Annotated in this window: 13 protein-coding genes and 1 pseudogene; 9 read left to right on the top strand and 5 right to left on the bottom strand. The window is 71.4% G+C overall.

The genetic code is table 11. The annotated features are described in order from the left end of the window. The 3 genes and pseudogenes from ACZ7G3_RS14415 to ACZ7G3_RS14405 all read right to left on the bottom strand — a co-directional run. Positions 1-90: pseudogene (locus ACZ7G3_RS14415) on the bottom strand (DUF190 domain-containing protein); the annotation flags it as partial. Then, on the bottom strand, positions 87-572 hold the full coding sequence (gene crcB / locus ACZ7G3_RS14410; protein ID WP_470925678.1) for a fluoride efflux transporter CrcB: 486 nt from the start codon (positions 570-572) through the stop codon (positions 87-89). The gene crcB and the pseudogene ACZ7G3_RS14415, both read right to left, overlap by 4 nt. Positions 573-822: 250 nt before the next feature. Beyond that, a complete protein-coding gene (locus tag ACZ7G3_RS14405; RefSeq protein WP_470925676.1) occupies positions 823-1,188 on the bottom strand; it encodes an ArsR/SmtB family transcription factor in 366 nt (121 codons plus the stop codon). A gap of 536 nt (positions 1,189-1,724) precedes the next feature. Between ACZ7G3_RS14405 and ACZ7G3_RS14400 the strand changes: the two genes are divergently transcribed. From ACZ7G3_RS14400 to ACZ7G3_RS14390, 3 genes are all read left to right on the top strand, one after another. Next, the gene (locus tag ACZ7G3_RS14400; RefSeq protein WP_470925674.1) at positions 1,725-3,080 is read left to right on the top strand and encodes an NAD(P)-binding domain-containing protein; all 1,356 of its coding nucleotides are present in this window, start codon (positions 1,725-1,727) and stop codon (positions 3,078-3,080) included. Between the two features lie 820 nt (positions 3,081-3,900). After that, on the top strand, positions 3,901-5,940 hold the full coding sequence (locus ACZ7G3_RS14395) for a flotillin family protein (RefSeq protein ID WP_470925673.1): 2,040 nt from the start codon (positions 3,901-3,903) through the stop codon (positions 5,938-5,940). 86 nt (positions 5,941-6,026) lie between these two features. Continuing rightward, on the top strand, positions 6,027-10,904 hold the full coding sequence (locus tag ACZ7G3_RS14390) for a DNA repair ATPase (RefSeq protein WP_470925671.1): 4,878 nt from the start codon (positions 6,027-6,029) through the stop codon (positions 10,902-10,904). 410 nt (positions 10,905-11,314) lie between these two features. On the opposite strand, the gene ACZ7G3_RS14385 is transcribed toward ACZ7G3_RS14390, so the two are convergent. Together ACZ7G3_RS14385 and ACZ7G3_RS14380 are read right to left on the bottom strand one after the other, a co-directional pair. Continuing rightward, positions 11,315-12,835, bottom strand: a complete 1,521-nt coding sequence (locus ACZ7G3_RS14385; RefSeq protein ID WP_470925669.1) for an alanine/glycine:cation symporter family protein — start codon at positions 12,833-12,835, stop codon at positions 11,315-11,317. Between the two features lie 611 nt (positions 12,836-13,446). Continuing rightward, positions 13,447-13,929: a hypothetical protein gene (locus ACZ7G3_RS14380; RefSeq protein ID WP_470925667.1), complete on the bottom strand. Its 483-nt coding sequence runs from the start codon at positions 13,927-13,929 to the stop codon at positions 13,447-13,449. 75 nt (positions 13,930-14,004) lie between these two features. Between ACZ7G3_RS14380 and ACZ7G3_RS14375 the strand changes: the two genes are divergently transcribed. The 6 genes from ACZ7G3_RS14375 to ACZ7G3_RS14350 all read left to right on the top strand — a co-directional run bounded on the left by ACZ7G3_RS14375 (position 14,005) and on the right by ACZ7G3_RS14350 (position 22,422). Next, the gene (locus tag ACZ7G3_RS14375) at positions 14,005-15,180 is read left to right on the top strand and encodes a hypothetical protein (protein ID WP_470925665.1); all 1,176 of its coding nucleotides are present in this window, start codon (positions 14,005-14,007) and stop codon (positions 15,178-15,180) included. Positions 15,181-15,185: 5 nt separating this feature from the next. Further along, a complete protein-coding gene (locus ACZ7G3_RS14370; RefSeq protein WP_470925808.1) occupies positions 15,186-15,596 on the top strand; it encodes a hypothetical protein in 411 nt (136 codons plus the stop codon). Between the two features lie 759 nt (positions 15,597-16,355). Next, complete coding sequence (locus ACZ7G3_RS14365; protein ID WP_470925664.1) at positions 16,356-19,265, top strand: ATP-dependent DNA helicase; 2,910 nt, start codon at positions 16,356-16,358, stop codon at positions 19,263-19,265. A gap of 255 nt (positions 19,266-19,520) precedes the next feature. Then, positions 19,521-19,706, top strand: a complete 186-nt coding sequence (locus ACZ7G3_RS14360) for a hypothetical protein (RefSeq protein WP_121714063.1) — start codon at positions 19,521-19,523, stop codon at positions 19,704-19,706. 113 nt (positions 19,707-19,819) lie between these two features. After that, positions 19,820-21,226 (top strand): HsdM family class I SAM-dependent methyltransferase, encoded by a 1,407-nt coding sequence (locus ACZ7G3_RS14355; RefSeq protein ID WP_470925662.1) that lies wholly within the window; start codon positions 19,820-19,822, stop codon positions 21,224-21,226. A 14-nt stretch (positions 21,227-21,240) separates the two neighbouring features. Continuing rightward, positions 21,241-22,422, top strand: a complete 1,182-nt coding sequence (locus ACZ7G3_RS14350; RefSeq protein WP_470925661.1) for a restriction endonuclease subunit S domain-containing protein — start codon at positions 21,241-21,243, stop codon at positions 22,420-22,422. Positions 22,423-22,540 lie beyond the last annotated feature (118 nt).

Below are 22,540 nucleotides of genomic sequence, written 5' to 3'. Positions count from 1 at the left end.
GATCCCGCTGTGGAGCGGTTCGTGGTGCCAGGTTGCGTTTCCCCCGATGAAGACCGTCACGCGCAGTGCGGTACCCGTCAGCCTCGTCATCCCTGCCTCCGCGCGAGTACGCGGCGCGTCGCCGTCACCGCGAGCCACACAGCCGCGAGCGCTGCCACCGGCGTCACGGCCAGATACAGAAGTCCGCTCCGCGCCTCGCCCTCGTCCACGAGCCGCTGGGTGTCGACGGCGTAGGCCGAGAAGGTGGTGAACCCCCCGAGTACGCCGGTGCCGAAGAACGGCCGTACGAGCCGGTGCGCGGCCCATACGTCGCTGACGACCACCATGAAGATGCCGAGGACCGCGCATCCGGCCGCGTTCACGCACAGAGTGGTCCAGGGGAAACCGCCGGCCGCGACCGGCCACAGAAGTGACGCTCCGTAACGGGCCGCCGCTCCCGTGCCTCCGCCGAGAGCCACGACCGCCACGACCGGCCCCTGGTCCCGCCAGGTCCGGCGTCGTCGGGAAGGTACGCGCAGACCGGCATCGGGATGCATGGGCTCGTCCACCTGGGAGCGCGGGCGGGCTGTCATGAACGTACGTCTCCTACTCGCCGGGGCCCGGACACGCGGGCACGCACCATCGCAAGTAGGGACTGTTGGCGGCGCCGATGCCGCGGTTCGGGTACGGCGAGCCCCACCGCCGCGCTGCGAGTGACACCGCAGCCGGCCTTCAGACTAACGCCCGGTCGAGAACGCCGCTCAGCGCCGTGTCCGCGCGCCCTTGTCGTGCAGGGGTGCCGATGCCGTCGCACGGGTGGCCGGCGGCCGCGCCCGGAGCCGGCTACCGGACGGTCAGCAGCTGTCCCATGGCCGCCAGTACCGACGGCTCGACGCGGTAGTAGACCCAGGTGCCGCGGCGCTCGGAGGTCAGCAGGCCGGCCTCCTTGAGCTTCTTGAGGTGGTGGGAGACGGTCGGCTGGGAGACGCCGACGTCGGAGATGTCGCACACGCAGGCCTCGCCGCCCTCGTGGGAGGCGACGGCCGAGAAGAGGCGTAGCCGTACCGGGTCTCCGAGGGCCTTGAACATGCGGGCTGTCCGCTCGGCCTCCTCGGCGGTGAAGGGGCGCTCGCTCAGCGGCGGGCAGCAGGGCACCGCGGCGTCGGGGGCCTCGGGTTCCAGAAGCGGCAGTGCCTTGACGTTCGACATACGTCTATGTTGACACATGTCGAACCAGGGCGACCGGGCTCGGTGGGCGCGAAGCCGGGCGGCGAGCCGGCCGGCGATGCGGCCGGCGTCCCCGCCGGTCCCGCGAAGGGGGTCCGAGGGCGCTGCGACGTCTGCGTGTTCCACAGCCCGTGACCTCCCAGGTTCGATGGACGTCTATCTTGACGGCTATCGAATCAGGTGCCATGCTGGCGGCACAGGTGATTGACGAATATCGAAGCAAGGAGCCGGATATGGCCGCCGCCCGGATCCGCAGCGTCCTCACCCGCTCTGCGGCCCGGCACCTGGTCGTCGTCCGCTGCTGCGACAGCTGCGCACAGGCGTGCGACAGCGCCTGCCGGGCCCAGGGCTCAGCACCGCGGTGCACGGCTCGCGCCGGCACCGCACGCCCCCCGCCGCTGAGCCCCCCTCCGCTGAGCCCCCTCCGTTGAGCCGTCCACCGCTCCGACTCCGCCCGCCCGGCAACGAACCGCCGGAGCAATGAACCGCCCGAGCAACGAACCGAAGGAAGCACCGCCATGGAGAAGCAGAACCTGCCCGTCGTGGTCGTCGGAGCCGGCCCGGTCGGCCTGGCCGCCGCCGCACACCTCGTCGAGCGCGGCATCGAGCCGCTGGTGCTGGAGGCCGGCGCGTCGGCCGCGACGGCCGTACGGGACTGGGCGCACGTCCGCCTGTTCTCGCCCTGGGCCGAGGTCACCGACCCCGCCGCCGAGAAGCTGCTGGCCCCGACCGGCTGGGTCCGCCCCGACGGTACGGCGTACCCGACCGGCGGCGACTGGGCCGAGCGGTACCTCCAGCCGCTCGCCGACGTCCTCGGCGGCAAGGTCCGCTACGGAGCCACCGTCACCGGCGTGGCCCGCGCCGGCCGCGACCGGATCGTCGACTCCGGCCGCGAGGAGCAGCCGTTCACCGTGCACATCGAGACGGCGGACGGCGTCGAGGAGCGGATCACCGCCCGCGCCGTCATCGACGCCTCCGGTACCTGGACCACCCCCGGCCCGATGGGCGCGAACGGCCTGCCCGCCCTCGGTGAGAGGAAGACGGCCGACCACATCACCTACCGCGTCCCCGACCTCAAGGACCCGGCCGTGCGGGCCCGCTACGCCGGCAAGCGCACGGCGGTCGTCGGCTCCGGCGCCTCCGCGTTCACCGCCCTCGCCCTGCTCGCCGACCTGGCCGGGGAAGAGGCGGACACGCACGCGGTGTGGATCCTGCGCCGGGGCATCGGCGACGCCACGTACGGCGGCGGCGAGGCCGACCAGCTCCCGGCCCGCGGCGCCCTCGGCCTGCGCGCCAAGGCGGCGGTGGAGAAGGGGCACGCGAGCGCCGTCACCGGATTCCGTACGGAAGCGGCCGAACGGGTCGGCGACCGGCTGGTCCTGGTCGCCGAGGACGGCCGCCGCCTGGACCCGGTCGACGAGGTCATCGTCCTGACCGGCTTCCGCCCCGACCTCTCCTTCCTCTCCGAACTCCGCCTCGGTCTCGACGAACGCCTCCAGGCCCCGACCGCGCTCGCCCCGCTCATCGACCCGAACGTCCACTCCTGCGGCACGGTCTACCCGCACGGCGTGCGGGAACTGTCCCACCCGGAGCAGGGCGTCTACCTGGTCGGCATGAAGTCCTACGGCCGTGCCCCCACCTTCCTCGCCATGACCGGCTACGAGCAGGTCCGCTCCATCACGGCCGCCCTCGCCGGCGACCACGAGGCGGCCGAGCGCGTCGAGCTGACCCTGCCGGAGACCGGCGTGTGCGGCGGCGCCGGCCTGTTCGACGAGCCCGACGCCGCGCGGAGCGACGAGGGCGGCAGCTGCTGCGCGGCCCCGGCCACGCTGCGGATCGGCACCGGCGCCCAGGCCCCCTCCGGCGGCTGCTGACGGCGAAGAACCCCAGCACGTCGTCCTGGCCCCCGGGTGCGACGCGAACCGGTCGGCCGCCCCGGGTCGTGCGCCTGCTCGACGGCGGCGCGTACGTGGCTGCCCGACGCGGGGGACGGCGTGGGCCAGGCGTCGCGGAGAGGTGCCGATCCCGTTCCGGCGGTGACGGCGGCGATTCGGCCGGCTGAGGCGGGCGGTGCTGCCCTTGAACCAGGGCGCTGCGCGAGCGTCGCCGTCCGGCATCAACAAGGCGTGAAGATTGCCGTGTTACGGCAATGCGGGGCGAAGCGTGCCCGGGCCAAGATGAGTGCGGCAGAAACAGGGGATGACCTCGATGCCAGGGCCCGGCAACGGGCGTCGGCGTGGGGGCCAGCGGTCCGGTTCGGGGGTGAGGACATGGCACGGGTCGGCGTCGCCGTCGTACAGCTCCTCCCCTTCCCCGGCATCACGCACCCGGTGTCCGGGCCCCGCGCAGCGTCGACGCTGCTGCCGGGCCGGAAAGCGGCACGGCCGGGTGCCCTTCCCGCCGGGCCGGGCCACGCATACCGCAGGCGACGACGACCGGGCGCGGCGAGCAGTTCCCCGTACGACCCCGGCAGTCGCCGCAACCACGGCTGACCCGTAGCCGACGCACACCGCACCGGACGTGTCCGCCCGCACCGGACGTGCCTGCCCGCACCGGACGTGCCTGCCCGCACCGAACAGGCCGCCCCCGCACCGAACGGGCCGCCCCCGCACCGAACGGGCCGCCGCCGCTCCGAACGGGCCGCCCCGCCGCTTCGCGAAGACGCCAACTCTCCGCAGACCACGAGGACTTCCTATGGATTACCGCACCCTGGGCATCGGCGTGCTCGTTTGCATCCTGATCGCAGCCGCCGTGCTGCTCGTCGTGGCCCGACTGTTCCGCAAGGTGGAGCAGGGCAAGGCCCTGATCGTCTCCAAGATGCGCAAGGTCGACGTGACCTTCACCGGGCAGGTCGTGCTGCCGGTGCTGCACAAGGCCGAGGTGATGGACATCTCGGTGAAGACCATCGAGATCACCCGGGCCGGCAAGGAAGGCCTGATCTGCCGGGACAACATCCGCGCGGACATCCGGATCTCGTTCTTCGTCAAGGTGAACAAGACCGCCGAGGACGTGGTCAAGGTCGCCCAGGCGGTCGGCACCGCACGGGCCAGTGACCGGAACACGCTGCAGGAGCTGTTCCACGCGAAGTTCTCCGAGGCGCTGAAGACCGTCGGCAAGCAGATGGACTTCACCGACCTCTACACCAAGCGCGAGGAGCTGCGGTACCGGATCATCGAGGTCATCGGCGTCGACCTCAGCGGCTACCACCTGGAGGACGCGGCGATCGACTACCTGGAGCAGACGCCGCTGACCCAGCTCGACCCGGCCAACGTCCTCGACGCGCAGGGCATCCGGAAGATCACCGAACTGACGGCCGTGGAGCACGTACGCACCAACGAGGCGCAGCGCACCGAGGAGAAGGAGATCACCCGCCAGAACGTCGACGCCCGGGAGGCGATCCTGGAGCTGGAGCGCCGGCAGGTCGACGCGGAGACCAAGCAGAAGCGGGAGATCGAGACCGTCCGGGCGAGGGAGGAGGCCGAGACGGCGCGGGTGGTGGAGGAGGAGCGGCTGCGGGCGCAGTCCGCGTTCCTCAAGACCGAGGAACAGCTCGGCATCCAGCGCGAGAACCAGGGCCGCGAGGTCGCGGTCGCGCAGAAGAACCGCGAGCGGGTCATCGCCATCGAGAACGAGCGCATCGAGAAGGACCGCCTCCTGGAGGTCATCGCCCGGGAACGGGAGACGCAGCTGACGCGGATCGCCGCCGAGAAGGAGGTCGAGGCGGAGAAGCGGGAGATCGCCGACGTCATCCGTGAGCGGGTGGCCGTGGACCGTACGGTCGCCGAGCAGGAGGAGTCCATCAAGAAGCTGCGCGCGGTCGAGGAGGCGGAGCGGCAGCGGCAGACCGTGATCATCGCCGCCGAAGCCGAGGCGCAGGAGAAGCTCGTCAAGGACATCAAGGCGGCGGAGGCCGCCGAACAGGCCGCCACCCACCGCGCCGCCGAGGAACTCACGCTCGCCGAGGCCCGGTTGAAGAGCGCCGACCTCGACGCGCGGGCCAAGCTGCGGCTCGCCGAGGGCATCCAGGCCGAGAGCGCGGCCGAAGGGCTGGCCGCCGTCCAGGTCCGCGACAAGGAGGCCGAGGTCATCGAGAAGTCCGGCCGTGCGGAGGCCGGGGCCACCGAGGCCCGGCTGCGGGCGGAGGCCGAGGGCGCCAAGGCCAAGGCACTCGCGGAGGCCGCGGCCGTCGGCGAGAAGCTGAAGGCGGAGGCCGCCGGCCTCACCGAGAAGGCGGCGGCGATGGCCGCGCTGGACGAGGCGTCCCGTGGCCACGAGGAGTACCGGCTGCGGCTGGAGACGGAGAAGGACATCCGGCTCGCCGGGCTGGACGTGCAGCGGCAGGTCGCCGAGGCACAGGCGACGGTGCTGGCGACCGGACTGGAGAACGCCGACATCAACATCGTCGGCGGGGAGTCGGTCTTCTTCGACCGCCTGATGTCCTCCATCGCGCTCGGCAAGAGCGTCGACGGCTTCGTCCAGCACTCCGAGACCGCCCAGGCACTGGCGAAGCCCTGGCTGGACGGCACGTCGAGCTTCACCGACGACCTCGGCCGCGTCCTCGGCTCGGTCTCCACGGCCGACGTGCAGAACCTGACCGTGTCCACGCTGCTGATGAAGCTCATGAAGACGGGCGGCGCCGACTCGGGGGCTCTGGAGCAGCTGCTGAGCAAGGCCGGTGAGCTGGGCCTCGCCGACACCCGGCTGACGGCTGCGAACGGCACCGCCAAGGGCTGACGGACCGCGGTCGTGGAGCTGCCGCGCGGGGGGCGGCAGCTCCACGACCGCACTTCTCGACTTCTCGACTTCCGGAGAGGGACCTCATGACCACCGCCCTGGACACGGGAACGTACGAGGTGCTGCGCGACCGCCTCACCGCGCAGGCGGCCGAGCTGGCCCGCCGCGCCGAGGCGCTGAACGCCCGCCGCGTCGAGGAGTTCGGCTCCCTGCGCCTGGAGCTGGCCGGCACCGAACAACTGCGCACGGGGCCGGCGTGCGTGCCGCGCGACCTCGTGTCCGTCGGCGACGTGCTGCTCTTCGGCTACAACACCGTCCCCGGACGCGGCGCCGAGACCGCCGTCGGCGACGTCTTCGCGCTGCACGACCGCACGCTGGACCGGCTGTCCGACGACGCCGTGCCCGGCCTGCTCGACGACCCCGCCTTCGTCCGCGAGTTCGCCGCCCTCCACCGCTACTTCCACCAGGCCCGGCTCCTCCGGCTCCGCCGCGTCGACGACAAGGTGCTCGCCGTCTTCCGGACCGGCGAGAAGGCCGACGACATCCGGGTCCTGCGCTGGGCACTGTCCGACGACGGCCGGGCGTCCTTCCTGGACGCGCGCGGCGACCGCGACCACGTCCTGCCGCCCGCGCACGACTTCACGTGGACGGTGACGACCCGCGAGGACCACGTCCTGGGCCGGCACCCGCACGTCTCCATCGGCGGCGAGGTGTTCGTCGAGACGCTGGGCGGGACCCTGACGGTCAAGACCGAGGACGACACCGAGACCGGCGAGGGCGTGTACGCCGAGCCGGTCGCCGAGCCGCTGCAGTCGCTCGCCGACGCGCACATCGCGTACGCGCGGGTGGGCGCCCTGATCCTGGTGGACGTCCTCCCGTACAAGGAGGACACCCACCGCTACCTGGTGTTCAACACCCTCACCAGGACCGTCGTCCGCCTCGACGGCATCGGGCAGGCGTGCCGCCGGCTGCCCGAGGACCAGGGCATCGTCTTCCCGGGCGGCTACTGCCTGGCCACCGGCACCCACCGGACGTTCGACGGCGTCGACACCGAGGGCATGGAGTTCGAACGGGCGGTCCGCTCCCCGAACGGCGAGGACGTCCTCTTCGCCTTCCACGCCCGCGTCGCGGGCCGCAGCCTCCTCCTGCCCTACAACATCATCCGCAAGGAGGTCGCCACCCCGCTGTCCTGCCACGGCTGGGCCCTGTTCGACGACGGAGCCCTCCTCACCCTGCGGGCGGCCGGCACCGAGCCGCAGCGCGTGCACCCGGTGCAGCGGTGGACCTCCCCGTACGTCTCCGACACCCACGCCGCCGCCCGGCCGGGCGGCACCGGCCCGCTCGCCCGCGTCGGCAACGCCGACCTCGTACGCGGCATCTCCGACTGCCTGTCCGTCACACGCGCGGTCACCGGGACCACCCCGACCGGCGAGGTGTACGAGGCGCTCGTGGCGGCCTGCGCACGGGTCGCGGACTCCCACCACTGGCTGGCCGAGGCGGACCTCGGCGCCCTGCACGAGCCGCTCACCCAGGTGAGGGACACCGCCGAACAGGTGCTGACCGAGTTCGAGACGGTGCAGACGCTCACCCGCCAGGCGGCCGACGCCCTCACCGAGGCCACGGCACGCGCCACCACCGTCGTACGGCGCCTGCGCGGCGAGGCCCCGCGCGGCGCCGCGGCGTGGGTGTCCGGGCTCACCGAGCTCCGGCAGGCCCAGGGACACCTGCTCACCCTCAAGGACATGCGGTACGCGGACACCGGCCGCGTCGACGAGCTGGCCGCCGACGTCGAACGCGACCTCGCCTCCTTCGGGCAGCGGGCCGTCACCCACCTGGCGCACGAGGACGCCTTCGCCGACCACCGGGCCGACATCGAGCGGCTCGTCGCCGACGCCGAGGCGATCACCACCGTCGCCGAGGCGGAACCCCTCACGGCCCGCCTCGACGAGCACGCCGACGACCTGCGCACGGTGACCGACGTCGTCTCCGGCCTGGACATCGGTGACGCCACCGTCCGCACGTCCGTCCTGGAGCGGATCGCCGAGGTCCTCGGAGGCGTCAACCGCGCCCGCGCCACCCTGGACGGCCGCCGCCGCGCCCTGCGGGACCGCGAGGGCCGGGCCGAGTTCACCGCCGAGTTCGCGCTGCTCGGCCAGGCGGTCACCGGCGCGCTCGCCGCGGCCGGCACCCCCGAGGAGTGCGACGAACAGCTGGCCCGCCTGCTCGTGCGGGTGGAGGACCTGGAGTCCCGGTTCGCCGAGTCCGACGGCTTCCTCGCCGAGCTGGCGGACAAGCGCGACGAGATCCACGAGGCGCTCTCCGCCCGCAAGCAGACCCTCGCCGACGCCCGTGCCCGCAGGGCCGAGCGCCTGGCCGAGTCGGCCGACCGGGTCCTGGCCACGATCGTCCGCCGGGCGTCCGCGCTCGCCGACGCGGACGCCGTCACCACGTACTTCACCTCCGACCCGATGCCGGCCAAGGTCCGCCGCACGGCCGACGAACTGCGCTCACTCGGCGACCAGGTCAGGGCGGAGGAGCTCGACGGCCGCCTGAAGTCCGCCCGGCAGCAGGCCCTGCGCGCCCTGCGCGACCGCACCGACCTGTACGCCGACGACGGCCGCACCGTCCGCCTGGGCGCCCACCGCTTCGCGGTCAACACCCAGCCCCTCGACCTCACCCTCGTCCCCCAGGGCGAGAACCTGGCCTTCGCCCTGACGGGCACGGACTACCGCGCCCCGGTCACCGACCCCGACTTCGCCGCGACCCGCCCGTACTGGGACCGCCCGCTGCCCTCGGAGTCGCCCGAGACCTACCGCGCCGAACACCTCGCCGCCCGCCTGCTCGACGAGCACGGCCCGGCCGCCCTCGCAGCCGCCGAGGACCTGCCCGCCCTGGTCCGTCACGCGGCGGAGGAGGCCTACGACGAGGGCTACGAGCGCGGCGTCCACGACCACGACGCGGCCCTGGTCCTCGCCGCTCTCCTGCGCCTGCACGAGGGCGCCGGCCTCCTGCGCCACGAGCCGGCCGCCCGCGCCGCCGCCCAGCTCTTCTGGACGCACGGCACGACGGCCGACGAGCGCGACACCTGGACCCGACGCGCCGTCTCCCTGGCCCGGGCCCGCGACACCTTCGGACTCGCGCCCGCGATCGCCGACCTGGAAGCCGAACTCGCCGACGCGATCGGCACACGAGCGGCGGCCGCCTACCTCTTCGAAGAGCTGACGACCGGCCCCGACGGCTTCGTACTCGGCGCGGGCACCCGCACCCTGCTCGACAAGTTCCGCCGCACGGTGGACGCCCGCGCCTACGACGACGACCTCACCGCCCTCACCGACCCGGCCGCCCGCAGACAACTCGTCGAGGCGTGGCTGACCTCGTACACCACGGCGACCGGCACCGACCTCGCCCCCGGAGACCTGGCCGAGGCCGTGGCCGCCGAGCTGTGCCCCGGCCTGCCCCGCTACGAGTCGGACGCGCCCCTGACCGAGACCGTCGAGGGCCTGCTCGGCACCCACCCGCGCGTCCACAACCGGACCCTGGCCGTCCGCGTCGACGAACTCACCGCCCGAGCCCGCGAGTTCCGCACCCGAGAGGTCCCCGCCCACCGCGCCTACCAGCGCCGACGCGCGGCACTGGTCGCGGCCGAGCGCGGCCGCCTGCGCCTGGACGAGTTCCGGCCGCGCGTGATGTCCGCGTTCGTGCGCAGCAGGCTCATCGACGAGGTCTACCTCCCCCTGATCGGCGACAGCCTCGCCAAGCAGCTCGGCACCACGGGCGACACCAAACGCACCGACACCGGCGGCCTGCTGCTGCTCGTCTCCCCGCCGGGCTACGGCAAGACGACCCTCGTGGAGTACGTCGCCGACCGGCTCGGCCTCCTGCTGGTGAAGGTCAACGGCCCGGCCCTGGGCCACACGGTGACCTCGCTCGACCCGGCCGAGGCCCCGAACGCCACCGCCCGGCAGGAGATCGAGAAGATCAACTTCGCGCTGGAGGCGGGCAACAACACCCTCCTCCACCTCGACGACATCCAGCACACCTCGCCCGAGCTGCTGCAGAAGTTCATCCCGCTGTGCGACGCCACCCGCCGCATCGAGGGCGTACGCGACGGCGAGCCGCGCACCTACGACCTGCGCGGCAAACGCTTCGCGGTGTGCATGGCGGGCAACCCGTACACCGAGTCCGGCAGCCGCTTCCAGGTCCCCGACATGCTCGCCAACCGCGCCGACGTGTGGAACCTCGGCGACGTCCTCTCCGGCAGACAGGACGCCTTCGCCCTCAGCTTCGTCGAGAACGCCCTGACCGCCAACCCGGTCCTCGCGCCGCTCGCGGGCCGCGACCGCGCTGACCTGGAACTGCTGCTCCGGCTGGCCGCAGGCGACCCGGCCGCGCGCGCCGACCGTCTCGCCCACCCGTACGCGCCCGCCGAACTGGACCGGATCACCGCGGTCCTGCGCCACCTGCTCACCGCCCGCGAGACCGTCCTCGCGGTCAACGCCGCGTACATCGCCTCGGCCGCCCAGTCGGACACCACCCGCACCGAGCCGCCCTTCCGGCTCCAGGGCTCCTACCGCACCATGAACAAGATCGCCCAGCGCATCCAGCCGGTCATGAACGACACCGAGCTGTCCGCCCTGATCGACGACCACTACACGGCCGAGGCCCAGACCATCACCACCGGCGCCGAGGCCAACCTGCTGAAACTGGCCGAGCTGCGGGGCACCCTCACCGCCGCCCAGGCCGGGCGCTGGTCCGAGCTGAAGGCGGCGTACGTCCGCACCCAGACCCTCGGCGGCCCCGAGAACGACCCCCTCACCCGAGCCGTCGCCGCCCTCGGCCTGCTGGCCGACCGGGTCGCGGCCGTCGAGTCGGCCATCAGCCGCGCCACCGACCCGCGCCACCTGGTCGCCAACCCGACAGCCCGGCACGCCGCCCGCCCGGGGCCGGGAACCCGGGCGGACTGACCGGTCCGCGCGGTGGCGGCACGGGAACCAGTCCGAGGCGTCGGACACGGTCCCGTGGCCGGGAGCGTGGTGAACATGCGGCCCGGCCCCGGCGTGCCCTTGCCGCCGCCGGCGGTCGCTTCGGCCGGCCGGCGCCACGCCGGGCACCCCGGCCCATGCGCCCTGCGCGGCGACGGCGCTGGCCGCGTTCTACAGCGTCTACAGCGCTCTGCTCGTCGTCCACGCGGTCAAGGCATCCGCGGCGACGCGCCCGGGACGCGCAGGAGAGGGGCCGGTCGCCGGCCGGAGCGGCCGCCAGGCCCGCCCGGAGCCGCGGAAACGAGCACGGTGCGCGTACGCGAACGGGCCCGTGCTCACCAAGGCGCGAGGTGAGTACGGGCCCGTTCAGGAGCCGGTCCGCGTGAGGCGGGTCAGACGGTGGTCTTCACCGACTCCTGGCCTTCGTCGCCCCCGGTGTCCTCACCGGCGTTGCGGGCGCGGACGTACTCCAGGAAGGAGTTGAGTTCGCGCTTGACGACGGGGGCGAGGAGGTAGAGGCCGATGATGTTGATGACGGCGAGCGAGAAGAGGACCGCGTCGGCCAGGTCGATCAGCGTCTGCAGCGTCAGCAGCGAGCCGGTGATCGCGAACAGCGTGTAGACGACCTTGTACGTCACCTCGCTGGTCCGGCTGCGGCCGAAGAGGTACGTCCACGCCTTGAGGCCGTAGTAGCCCCAGGTCAGCACGGTGGAGATGGCGAACAGCATCACCGCGACGGTCAGGATGTACGGGAACCAGGGCAGCACCGTCTCGAAGGCGTCGGAGGTGATGGTGACGCCGCCGATGTCCTTGCCGAGACTGGCCGGGTCGGCGATGACGATGGTCAGCGCGGTCATGGAGCAGATGACGACGGTGTCGATGAACGGCTCCAGCAGCGCGACCAGACCCTCGCTCGCGGGGTGCTTGGTCTTGACCGCGGAGTGGGCGATCGGTGCGGAGCCCAGGCCCGCCTCGTTGGAGAAGGCGGCCCGCTTGAAGCCGATGATCAGTGCGCCGAGCACACCGCCGGCGACACCCTCGGGGTTGAAGGCGCCCTCGACGATGGCGGTGACGGCGTCCGGGACGGCGCTGACGTTGACCAGGATCACGACCAGGCACGCGACGATGTAGATGCCGGCCATGGCGGGCACGAGCCTGCTGGTGACGTTGGCGATGGAGCGGATGCCGCCGAGGAGCACGATGCCGACCAGCGCGGCGACCAGGATGCCGAAGAGCAGGGCGCCGGCGGAGGAGCCGACGGCGCCGTCCTCGCCGCCGGTGACGGAGACCAGCTGCGCGTAGGACTGGTTGACCTGGAAGAGGTTGCCGCCGAAGAGGCCGAAGAAGAGGATCATGAAGGAGGCGAGGACGGCGAGGACCTTGCCGAGCGTCCTGCCGTTCTTGCCGAAGCGCTCGGCGAGGCCCTTGGGCAGGTAGTGCATCGGGCCGCCGGACACGGTGCCGTCGGCGTGCACCTCGCGGTACTTCACGCCGAGGGTGACCTCGACGAACTTGGTGGCCATGCCGAGCAGGCCGCACAGGATCATCCAGAACGTGGCGCCGGGGCCGCCGATGGAGACGGCGACGGCCACGCCGGCGATGTTGCCGAGGCCGACCGTGCCGGAGACCGCGGCGGTCAGGGCCTGGAAGTGGTTGACCTCGCCGGCCGAGCCCTCCTCGTCGTACTTCCCCCTCACCACGTCGACGGCGAGCCGGAACTTGCGGAGCTGTATGAAGCCGAACCACCCGGTGAAGACCAGGCCGGCGACGACGAGCCAGGCGACGATGAGGGGCAGGTCCGTGCCGCCGACGGGAACGGCGTAGAAGACGACCTCGCCCAGCCACTTGGCTATGGGTTCGAAGAATCCGCTGACGGCTTCGTCGACGGACTCGGTGACGGATTCGAGTGACACTTGGCTACCTCGTGGAGCGGTGCCGGCGGGCCGGGGAGTCTCGCCGGGTGAGCGGTCTCTGAGCGAACGTCGTTGTCCGGTGTTCGAACCCGTGCGCACGGTCCGGTTTCGGACCGTGATCGCCCCGGGCTGTGGTGCGCGTACAGGCCGACCTTCCACGGAACGGCAGTCGGCCGATCCACCTGCGGAGTTGCGCAGTTCTACCACGCCTTTGCCAATCATTGAGTGATGCAGATCACATGACGGCCCGTGACGGGAGAAAGCCCCAGCTGGTGATATCGGACTGTTATACGACTCCGGGATGAGTGTCATGGGCACGTATCCGCCGGTCGGCCGGCGTCCCCCGGGGCCACCGACAGCACGCGCCGTCCTGCCGCCCTCCGGGCGGCGACCGGCATGGAGGGCGTGCAGAAGACTGCCGGAAGCGGGCAACGCGCGAGGTGCTCTGCGTCGGCACCATGGGACGCGAGGGGAGCACACGGCCAGGTCCTGATGCCGGATACCGGCAGGTGGCGGCATCAGGACCCTGACGTGTCAGGACGGGAGCGAGCTCGACCGGCAACTTGCGAGGCTATGCGGGATTCCGGAAGTCGCCGCCGTCTGGCGCGGGCTCAAGAGGTACTGGAAGACATCCAGTCGTCGTTGTTTCGATGACGGCCCAGTCCCAAGGCCTCGAATTCGTCTCCACCGAGGCTCCTCTTCACGCCGAGCTGCTGAAGAGCCTGCGAGATCGGGCTGACCGCCCGCACCATCCACTTTCTCGCCGGCACATCCAGTGGCCCCACCGCCAGCGCCCCGTCAGCCCAGACGGCAGCCCGCTGCTCGCCGACGCCACCGAAGTACTCGGCCTCGACATAGGCGACAGGTCCTGCAGCGGACCACCGGGCGAGTGAGATCTCGAAGCCTCCCGGCAGCTTCCAGAATCCCAGATCCCTCACGGCGCTGCCGTCCGTGACAGCACCGAAGACCTCATCCGTCATCGGCATCAGCGACAGGCCCTGCCGGAGAGGCACCACCCGAGCGCCGGCGACGCCCCGTGACGCGGCACGCAGCAACTCGTCCCCCGCGATCACTGCCTGCAACTCGTAACCCACCCCAGGGCCCTCCCCCCACTGATCGGATACCTCATCCTGCCTGACGCACCCCCCCACTGGCTGCCCGCCCCGCTCGTGGATCCGTGGGAGGAGTGGTCGGCCTGCCGTGGGCTCGACGACGCCGAACGGCTCGCCGTCCGCGCCGAGACCGCCGCGCTCGTGCTCGCCGACGCCTGTGCCACGCTGCGGGAGGACGCTGCCCGGGAGCTGGAGAAGCTCGACGAGGAGTGGCGGCGCTGCGTCACCCGCCTCGCCGCCTGGCTCGGCCGGGCTCGCACCGCCCACGCCGGCAAGCCCCGGCTGCGTCAGGTCAAGGCCGCCCGTAAGTGGCTCAAGGACGCCAGTGCCGAACTGCGCGCGGAACGGCTCCGGCCCTTCGAGGACCACTCGCAGCGGATCTGGGAGGAGCTGCGCCAGCAGAGCAGCGTCGACCTGCGGTCCGTCCGCCTGACCGGCAGCGAGAAGGCCGCCGTGCGCAAGCTCGCGATGGACGTGTCGGTGGACGGCACGGAAGCGTCGGCCCTTGGTGTCATGAGCCAGGGCGAGCTGCACTCCCTCGCGCTCTCCCTCTTCCTGCCGCGTACCGCCGCGCTGGACAGCCCGTTCGGGTTCGTCGTCATCGACGACCCCGTACAGTCCATGGACCCGGCCAAGGTCCACGGTCTCGCGAAGGTCCTGCACGACCTCGGGGAGACCCGCCAGGTCGTGGTCTTCACCCACGACACGCGGCTCCAGCGGGCCTTCGCCCACCAGGAGTTCCCGGTGACGGTCCTGGAGGTGGAACGGGAGGAGCGGTCGGCGGTGACCGTGCGCCGGGTGACTGACCCGATCGGCCAGGCCCTGGCCGACGCCCGTGCCCTCGCCGGCACGCCGAACCTTCCTCCGGTCGTCATGACCCACGTCCTGCCCAGCCTGTGCCGCACCGTCCTCGAACGGGCCTTTACCGAAGCCGCCTGGCTGCGGCTGCACCGCGCGGGACTGGCCGAGCACGAGGCGGAGAAGACCGTCGCCGCGGCCGTCACGCTGCTGGACATCGCCGCCCTGGGCCTCTTCGGCGACGCGTCGAAGGGTCCGGCGGACATCTACGCCGAGCTGCGCAGGCGGTGCGGCTCCGACGCGGTGGGCCTCGTCCGGCAGTGCCAGGAGGGTGCCCACCCCTCCGGCACCACGATGCCCGACCCCCGTCGCTTCGTACGGGACGTCGAAGCCGTCGCCCAGACCGTTCGCAAGCCCGAGGAGACCGCGCCGTGAACACGATGACCCGCCAGCTGATCGACACCGCCGACCTGCTCCTCGCAGACGGGGCGGGACCCGTCCCGGACCCGGTCGCCGAGGGCGGGACCATCCCACCGACCGTGTTCGCCGCCACCGCGGTGAGCAGGAACCGTGGCGCCGCCTTCGCCCTGCGGGCCGCGCTGGAGAGTGCGGTCGCCGACTACCTCGCCGCCCGCAACGCCCCCCGCGCCGTCCGCTCGGGCACCAAGCGGATCGCGTTCCTCTGGCTCCGCGGCTGCGCGGAGCCGGAGACGGCCCGCCGCGCCAGGGCCGTGTGGTGCCGGCTCTGCCTGGGATGCCATTACCACCAGTACGAGATCGGACCCACCGATGACCAGGTACGCGCTTGGCGTACCGAAGTGGTCACCGTGGTGGCCTTGTTGTCCGTTTGAAGCGGCTCGAGCGCCGTTCTCTGCTACCTCTGTTACCGGGGAAAGCGGGCTCCGGCCTGCGACAGCGCGCGCAGCGCTGGGGGAGAGGAACACACGTGAGTACGACATCACGAGACGCGGCCATCGCCGCGGAGCAGAAGGCCGTCGACCGCGCCTACGCCTGCTACGAGGCGCGACTCGCGGAACTGACCGGGCCGATGGCGGCGACGGCCTCCGCAAGTGGGAAGGACAGCATCGCGGTCCGCAAGGAGGCGGAGGCCACGGCGGAGAGCTATGGCGGCCTCGGGGGAGCAGCCCTGGTCATCAGCCGGGTCGACGTCCAGGAGCCGGGGGACGCCGAGCCGGAGACGTTCCACGTCGGACGCCGATCCGTGTTCGACCCCGAGAACCGGGATCAGGTGGTGGTCAACTGGACCAACCCGATCGCCGTACGCTGGCACAACGCGCTGCCGGAAGCACCCGGCGAGGTGCGGCTGCGGCGACAGCTGCGTTGCGTCGAGCGCACGGTCGAGGACTACCGCGACGAGATCAACCGCGCCGGAGCGGCGCAGACCGGTGAGACCCGGCCCGCAGCGTCGACGCCGGACCGCGAGTCGGCCGTCCCGGCAGCGTCCGACGAGGACATCGCCGTACCGGACAGCGCTCCGCACGGACCCGGAGCACTGGAGGAGACGGACGGTCCCTCGCAGGCAGCGGAGGAAGCCGCAGCCGGTCGACGACTTCCTGCTGCGCGAACTGCGCCGCTCCCGCGGAGGACGGATGCGGGACATCGTCGAGACGATCCGACGCGACCAGATGGCCCTGGTCACCGGGGCGCCCGCGGACATCCTCGTCATCCAGGGCGGCCCCGGAACCGGCAAGTCGGCGGTCGGCCTGCACCGCGTGACCTGGCTCGTCAACAACGGCCACTTCCCGCCCCAGGACATCCTGGTCGTCGGGCCGCACCAGAACTTCCTCGACTACGTGGGCCGTGTACTGCCCACCCTCGGCACCCGCGACGTCACCGCGGTGCAGCGGGCGCGGCTGTGGGAAGGGGAGATCCGCGGCACCGACTCCGTCGCCGCACGGCTGGTGAAGTCCGACGAACGGATGGCGGCCGTCCTGCGACGACGAGTGGAGAGCGAGTGCCGGCCGGAAACCCTGGACGCCCTGGTCTCCGAACCCTCGCACGCCCAGGACGAGGCGGCCTTCGTCGTCACCGTGGGCAGTTCGGCCCTCCGCATCCCGGGTTCGGAGGTGCTCGGACTCCTCCAGAACGCCCGCGAGAGCGCCGGAGCGTACCGGGTGCGCAGGGACCGCTTTCGCACCCTGCTGGTCGACCGGCTCCTGACCGAACTCGTACGGATCGCCCCGCGCCGTAGCCGGGACCGGACCGTTCGCCGCGATCTGGAGCGCAACAGGCAGGTCACCGCCCTCGTCGAGCGAACATGGCCCGCGCTGAGCCCCGAGGAAGCGCTGCGCAGCCTGCTCGACTCGCAAAGCAGGTTGCGCGAATGCGCCGAGACGGACCTCGACGAAGAGGAGCAGGCCGCCCTCCGACGGCCGAGGGCGGACAACGCGGACGACGAACTCTGGACCCAGGACGATCTCGTCTGTCTCGAAGAACTACGCTTCCTGATCGCCGGCGACACCCCGCAGCGATACCGGCACATCGTCATCGACGAGGCCCAGGACCTGACCCCGATGCAGGCCCGGTCACTGCGCAGGCGCTGCCCGACCGACTCCATGACGGTGCTCGGTGACCTGGCTCAGGCCACCGGTCCGCACGCTTACACCGGCTGGGAGCGGCTGGGAGGACTCCTCTCCGACCACGGGGACTGGCGGGTGGCGGAGCTGAACACCAGCTACCGGGTGCCCGCGGAGATTATGGAGTTCGTGGCACCCCTGGCACGAGCGGTGGCGCCCTCTCTGCCCTACCCGACCGCTGTACGGGTGGCCGGTGACGATGCGGTGCGGCTCGTTCCGACGAACCCCTGGGACTTGCTGGAGGAGGCCACGGACCGTGCGGTCCGGCTCGTCGGCACCGACGACGGGCAGTCCTTGCGGTCGATCGCGGTCGTCGTACCCGACGACTCCGACTGGCTCGACGAGGTCCGCCGACGCGTGCACGGCGTGGACGGCATGACCGAGGAGCAGCTGCGCACGGTGTCCGTGCTGCCCGCCGCAGAGGCCAAGGGCATGGAATTTGACCACGTGCTGGTCTTGGAACCGTCAACCATCGCCGACCGCGGCCCGGCCGGACTGCGCCAGCTGTATGTCGCACTGACGCGCAGCACGCAGACGCTCACCGTCCTGCATACGACGCCGCTGCCCCGAGAACTCAGCCCCACCGACGCATACGAGGACGACAACGCCCCTGTGTCCGCCTCCTCCCCGCCTTCGGCGTCCGGCGCGGCTTCGCCTTCGGCGACCGCCGCCACGTCGCAGAGCCCCGGTACCCAGGACGGGGAGGAACTGCCGGTCGGTACCCCTGTCAAGGTGCGCGTGCTCGGCCCGGGACCGGGCGCCCACTGGAAGGTCAAGGCCCTTGCTCCGGCGACCGAGCGAACCCTGCTGCTCGTATCCCGGCACGGGGAATCCGCGCCGAAGGCCGGTTCCCGGCTTGATGCCTGGGTGACGCGGAACGAGGGGCCGGTGAGTCTCGTCGCAGCCGGTGACTTCGGCCGCAAACCCATCAGCGCCCGCATGGCTCCGCGCTACCTGGGAGCACTCGGCGCCCTCCAGGACATCGTTGAGGGCGACGGCACAGCGCCGCCCGGAACCGCGGACCGTCTTTCGGAGCTGAAGGGCATGGCCAACCGGTGCCTGCGCCGGGACCGGGTCGACTGGCTCAGCGTATGGCGCATCCTGGGGTCTGCGGACCGGGTCCGGCTGAGCGCCTTGGCGGACCTCGCCCAGCGCACACGTCACGCCGTCACCTCGGGAACGCCCGACCTGGACACGGCCCTGGCGTCCGACCCTGCCTTCGACCACTGGGTCGGCCCCCTGTCCCAGGCGCGCGAGGAGCTGTCCCGTCGGTTCGACGGCGAGCCCGCTCACCGGACGGAGACCGCACCGGAGCCCGCCCGCACGGTGCCGCACGGCTCGGACCCCGAACAGCAGGACGGGACCGGGACCGACGACACGCCGCCGACCGACCAGGCGACGTCACCGGAACCCGCGACGAGGCACGAGCAGAAGGACACCGACACCATGGATACTGCCGCTCCCACGGACACCTCCGCGCCCGAGCCCACCGGGCAGCCAGTGTTCGGCGAGGCCCTTGCACGTGAATTGAGGGTCGGTGCGGAGGCCGACAGAGTGTGCAACACCCATGAAGCCGTGCGCTTCGAGCTCAAGGCTGCTCTTCTGAGGGCCGGCCTACGCCCCTCGGACTCTCCGGCCGCCGATGTCGTCGTGGACGGTCCGAAGGGCTTGTTCCTCTACGAAGTGCTGGGTGCGGGCCGTTCGACCTACGCCGACCTGCGCGCAGGCGCGGTACGTCTCATGGAGATCGAGTACCTGTCGTCCCGGGCCATCGACCAACGATACCTCGTCCTGTCCGAGCCACCGGCGGATGATTGGACAGCGGCTGCGATGAAGGACGTTTTCGGAGTGGGCACTGTCTGGAGGGTCCTGGACGGATGGCAAGGACCGGACGCGCGCGTCGCCTTGCACTCACCGGAGTGAGCCCTTCGACATGCCCTCGGCCCCGCTGCTCCACGCGGCGGTGGCTCCAACCCGCGGTAAAAAGCCCAAACTTGGTGCTCTCTGCCACCAGCGGTTAATCTCGGTGCGCGCGCCTAGCGAAATCCCAAACGGCGTGCTCCCGTGCGTCGTTCCGTCCGGGCTCTTACGGTTCTGATGGAACGTGACGGCCAAGCCGGTGCGCGAGGCATCTCGGACGGCGTCCGTGATGCGGTCGAGGAACGAAGGGGAGTTGGGATGGAACGGAAGCTGTTGCTGGCGAGCGTGGCATTTCTCCTGGCGGTGATCGTCGCCCTCTTGGGAGGGATCGTGAAGAAGGCAGCCGGCGCGCCCTTGCCGGGAGCAGTCCAAACAGGTGCCGCCTCCTTCGCGGCCACCCTCACGCTCGCTCTCCTCTTCCTCTCGACTCTCGGGCTGGTGTGACGATGGATCAGCGACGCGCGTGGAGCGGTACAGCGGGCTTCGGAGGGCCGCTCGCCGGGGAGGGAGCGGGACCCGTCCAGATCCGACGGCTGACGAGGAGCCTCGCTGATCGAATGAGCACGCAGAGTGCCTGCCGAGTCGCCCTCGGCCTGATCTACGTGAGGAACCAGGCACAGAACGGCTTTTCCCGAGCAGAGGAGAACCAAGGCGAGGGAGGGGCAGGCGAGCGGCCGCCATGGAGCTGGCTCGTCGCCCAGGCCGCGAAATCTTCGCCGCTCGGGCCACACGTCAGACGTTGTGTGCGTGCATGGCTGATGCCGGCATTCGGCACGGAGGGGTGGGAGGCCGTCCAGGACTTCGTACCGCACCTCCCCCCGACGGTCGACGAGCAACTGCGAGCTCTGGTCACGGAGATCGACCGGGCCGACCGAGTGGTGGAGCTGCTGGAGCAGTGCCTGGACGACCTGTCCGCCGCGCAGGCCAGAGGGGGTCACTACTTCACTTCGCGGGACCTGGTGCGCCTCATGGTGGGAGCGGTCGCGCCGCAGAACGGAGACCGTGTCCTCGACCCGGTGTGCGGGTCGGCGGGGCTACTGGCGGAGGCTGAGCGCTATGTGAGGGAGCGCACCGGCCTGCAGCCCAACTTGATGCTGACGGGCCGGGACCTACACGCCGACACGCTGCAGATCGCGCGGCTGAACCTTGCCGCGCGCGGCATCCGGGCCGACCTGGGAGCGCCCACCGACAGTCTCAGCCGGCCCGTCGACGACCCGTACGACATCGTGATGGCGAACCCGCCGTTCAATCTGTCGGACTGGTCGGTCGATCGCCCTCTTGGCGACGATCCGCGCTGGGCGGGCACGGTCCCCCCACGGGACAACGCGAACCACGCGTGGATGCTGCACATCGCACACGCCCTCGGACCGCAAGGAAGGGCGTCCGTCCTGATGGCCGACGGCGCCGCCACCGGACTGCGTCCATCGGAGCAGCGCATCCGTGAACGCCTGGTGCGAGAGGACCTCGTCGAGTGCGTCATCGCACTGCCGCCCGGACTCTTCCCCCATGTGCGCATCCCCTGCTGCCTGTGGCTGCTGAACCGGGACAAGAGTCCTCACCGGGGCTGGGGAAGCGCCGACCGCCGTAAAGAGGTTCTGTTCGTCAACGCCCGCAGCGCATTCGAGATCACATCCGGCTCCCGGCAGCGCCGCCTCGCCGCCGACGGAGCGGACAGGATCCTGCGCACCCTGACCGCATGGCGGGGAGCACCGACCGAACAGGGTGGGGCGACGGCTCGGTACGAGGACGAATCCGGCTGGTGCACCTCCATGTCCACAGCGGCTGTCGCGACCGCCGGGTACGTTCTGCTGCCGGTGACCCACGTTCTCGAACCAGCCGACGAACACGTAGCAGCGAGGGAGCGGGTTGAGGAGCTCAAGTGGGAGCTCTACGACAAGTTCGAAGAGTCTTACGCACTGGAACAGGACCTGCGACGCATCCTGGATGGACTGGACGAACTGTGAAGGACGCTTTTACCGTGGCCAACCACAGTCACCCCGACCAGCCGAAGGCATGGCCGACCACAAGCCTGGAGCACCTTGCCAAGGACCTCCACGTGACGTACGGCATCAGCGACCGCGGACTTCCTGACCACCAGGGAGTCGTACGGGCCGGGGACATCCGGGACGGCCGCATCGGCACCGACCAACCCGGTTGCGAGGGCGGGGTCGTGCTGCCGGAGACACGGGCGACTCTGAAGCGCGACGACCTGGCCGTGGTGCTCGTGCGCCGGGTTGGCGAGGCGGCACTCGTCACACGGGAACACGAAGGCTGGATGGCCACCCGTGGGGTCGGCATCGTCAGATCGGAGAACGCGCCGCACGTGGCCCGGTGGTTGCGTATCTGGCTGAGGACACCTCGGGCCCGGGCATGGATTCAGCAGCACGTCTCCGCCCACGTCGAACCGACCCTGAGCATCGATGCGCTGAGAAAGATGCCTGTGGCGGTCCCACCACGCGAACAAATCGAGAAGCTCCACGAACTGGTAACGCTGATCGAGGACAAGACGAGGCTCAACCTGTCCATCGCCGCCGATGCGGTCGCCTTGGCGGATGCTCACTTCGCCATCTTGAATCGGCACCGTGGATCATGGCCGACCTGCGGTCTCGCCAGGGTCACGCGCGCGTCATCAGGTAGGGCCGCGCCGTCCACCCCTCCCGAGGACGGCGTCGACACTGGCTGGGCCGCGCCGTCCGACATCCTGAACGCGCGTCTGCCGTACCTCGGTAGTCCAGGCCGCAGGCACCTTGCTGCGCCGAGCGACGTGTGCGAACCGGGAACCATCCTGATCGCCACCAGACCGGAGGGGGCGAGTGCTGTCGTCGCCACGCGGCCCGTCGCCGCAGGCCGCAGCGTACTGGCGGTACGTACTGGCGACGACCCAGCGAACCGCTGGTGGCTCCTGCACGAGTTTCGGCTCAGAGGCCGGGAACTGTCCGCAGTCGCTCAGGGCAGGCAGGCGCGTGAGATCACGAAACGAGCATTCTCGCGGCTGGAGGCCGCCTGGCCCGAGGACGCCGTACGGCAGGAGTTCTATCGTGTGGCTCAGCCGTTGCACCAGGTAGCACAACAGCGGGTCGAAGAGAGCGTGACCTTGAACGAAGCGCTCATGGCGCTGCTGAGTGCCCTACCGTCGGGGGCGGATCGACCGTTGCACTAGGGCAATCCCGGCCTCCGGCACTGCCCTGTTCCGGGGCCGAAGGGCGGTGCCTGGTGGCATCGCCCCGGGCGGTCACGCGGATGAGTGAAGAATCTCCCACGGTGTCTCCGCCAGGAAC

The sequence above is a fragment of the Streptomyces sp. NPDC037271 genome, assembly GCF_055603605.1.
Note: the sequence above shows the minus strand (reverse complement) of the source record. Positions and strands in the feature narration are given on the sequence as shown.

Coding starts and splice junctions, on each gene's coding strand:
- ACZ7G3_RS14400 (WP_470925674.1), top strand. CDS start 1,725: ATGGAGAAGCAGAACCTGCCCGTCGTGGTCGTCGGAGCCGGCCCGGTC.
- ACZ7G3_RS14365 (WP_470925664.1), top strand. CDS start 16,356: ATGCGGGACATCGTCGAGACGATCCGACGCGACCAGATGGCCCTGGTC.
- ACZ7G3_RS14405 (WP_470925676.1), bottom strand. CDS start 1,188: ATGTCGAACGTCAAGGCACTGCCGCTTCTGGAACCCGAGGCCCCCGAC.
- crcB (WP_470925678.1), bottom strand. CDS start 572: ATGACAGCCCGCCCGCGCTCCCAGGTGGACGAGCCCATGCATCCCGAT.
- ACZ7G3_RS14370 (WP_470925808.1), top strand. CDS start 15,186: ATGACCCGCCAGCTGATCGACACCGCCGACCTGCTCCTCGCAGACGGG.
- ACZ7G3_RS14360 (WP_121714063.1), top strand. CDS start 19,521: ATGGAACGGAAGCTGTTGCTGGCGAGCGTGGCATTTCTCCTGGCGGTG.
- ACZ7G3_RS14355 (WP_470925662.1), top strand. CDS start 19,820: ATGAGCACGCAGAGTGCCTGCCGAGTCGCCCTCGGCCTGATCTACGTG.
- ACZ7G3_RS14395 (WP_470925673.1), top strand. CDS start 3,901: ATGGATTACCGCACCCTGGGCATCGGCGTGCTCGTTTGCATCCTGATC.
- ACZ7G3_RS14390 (WP_470925671.1), top strand. CDS start 6,027: ATGACCACCGCCCTGGACACGGGAACGTACGAGGTGCTGCGCGACCGC.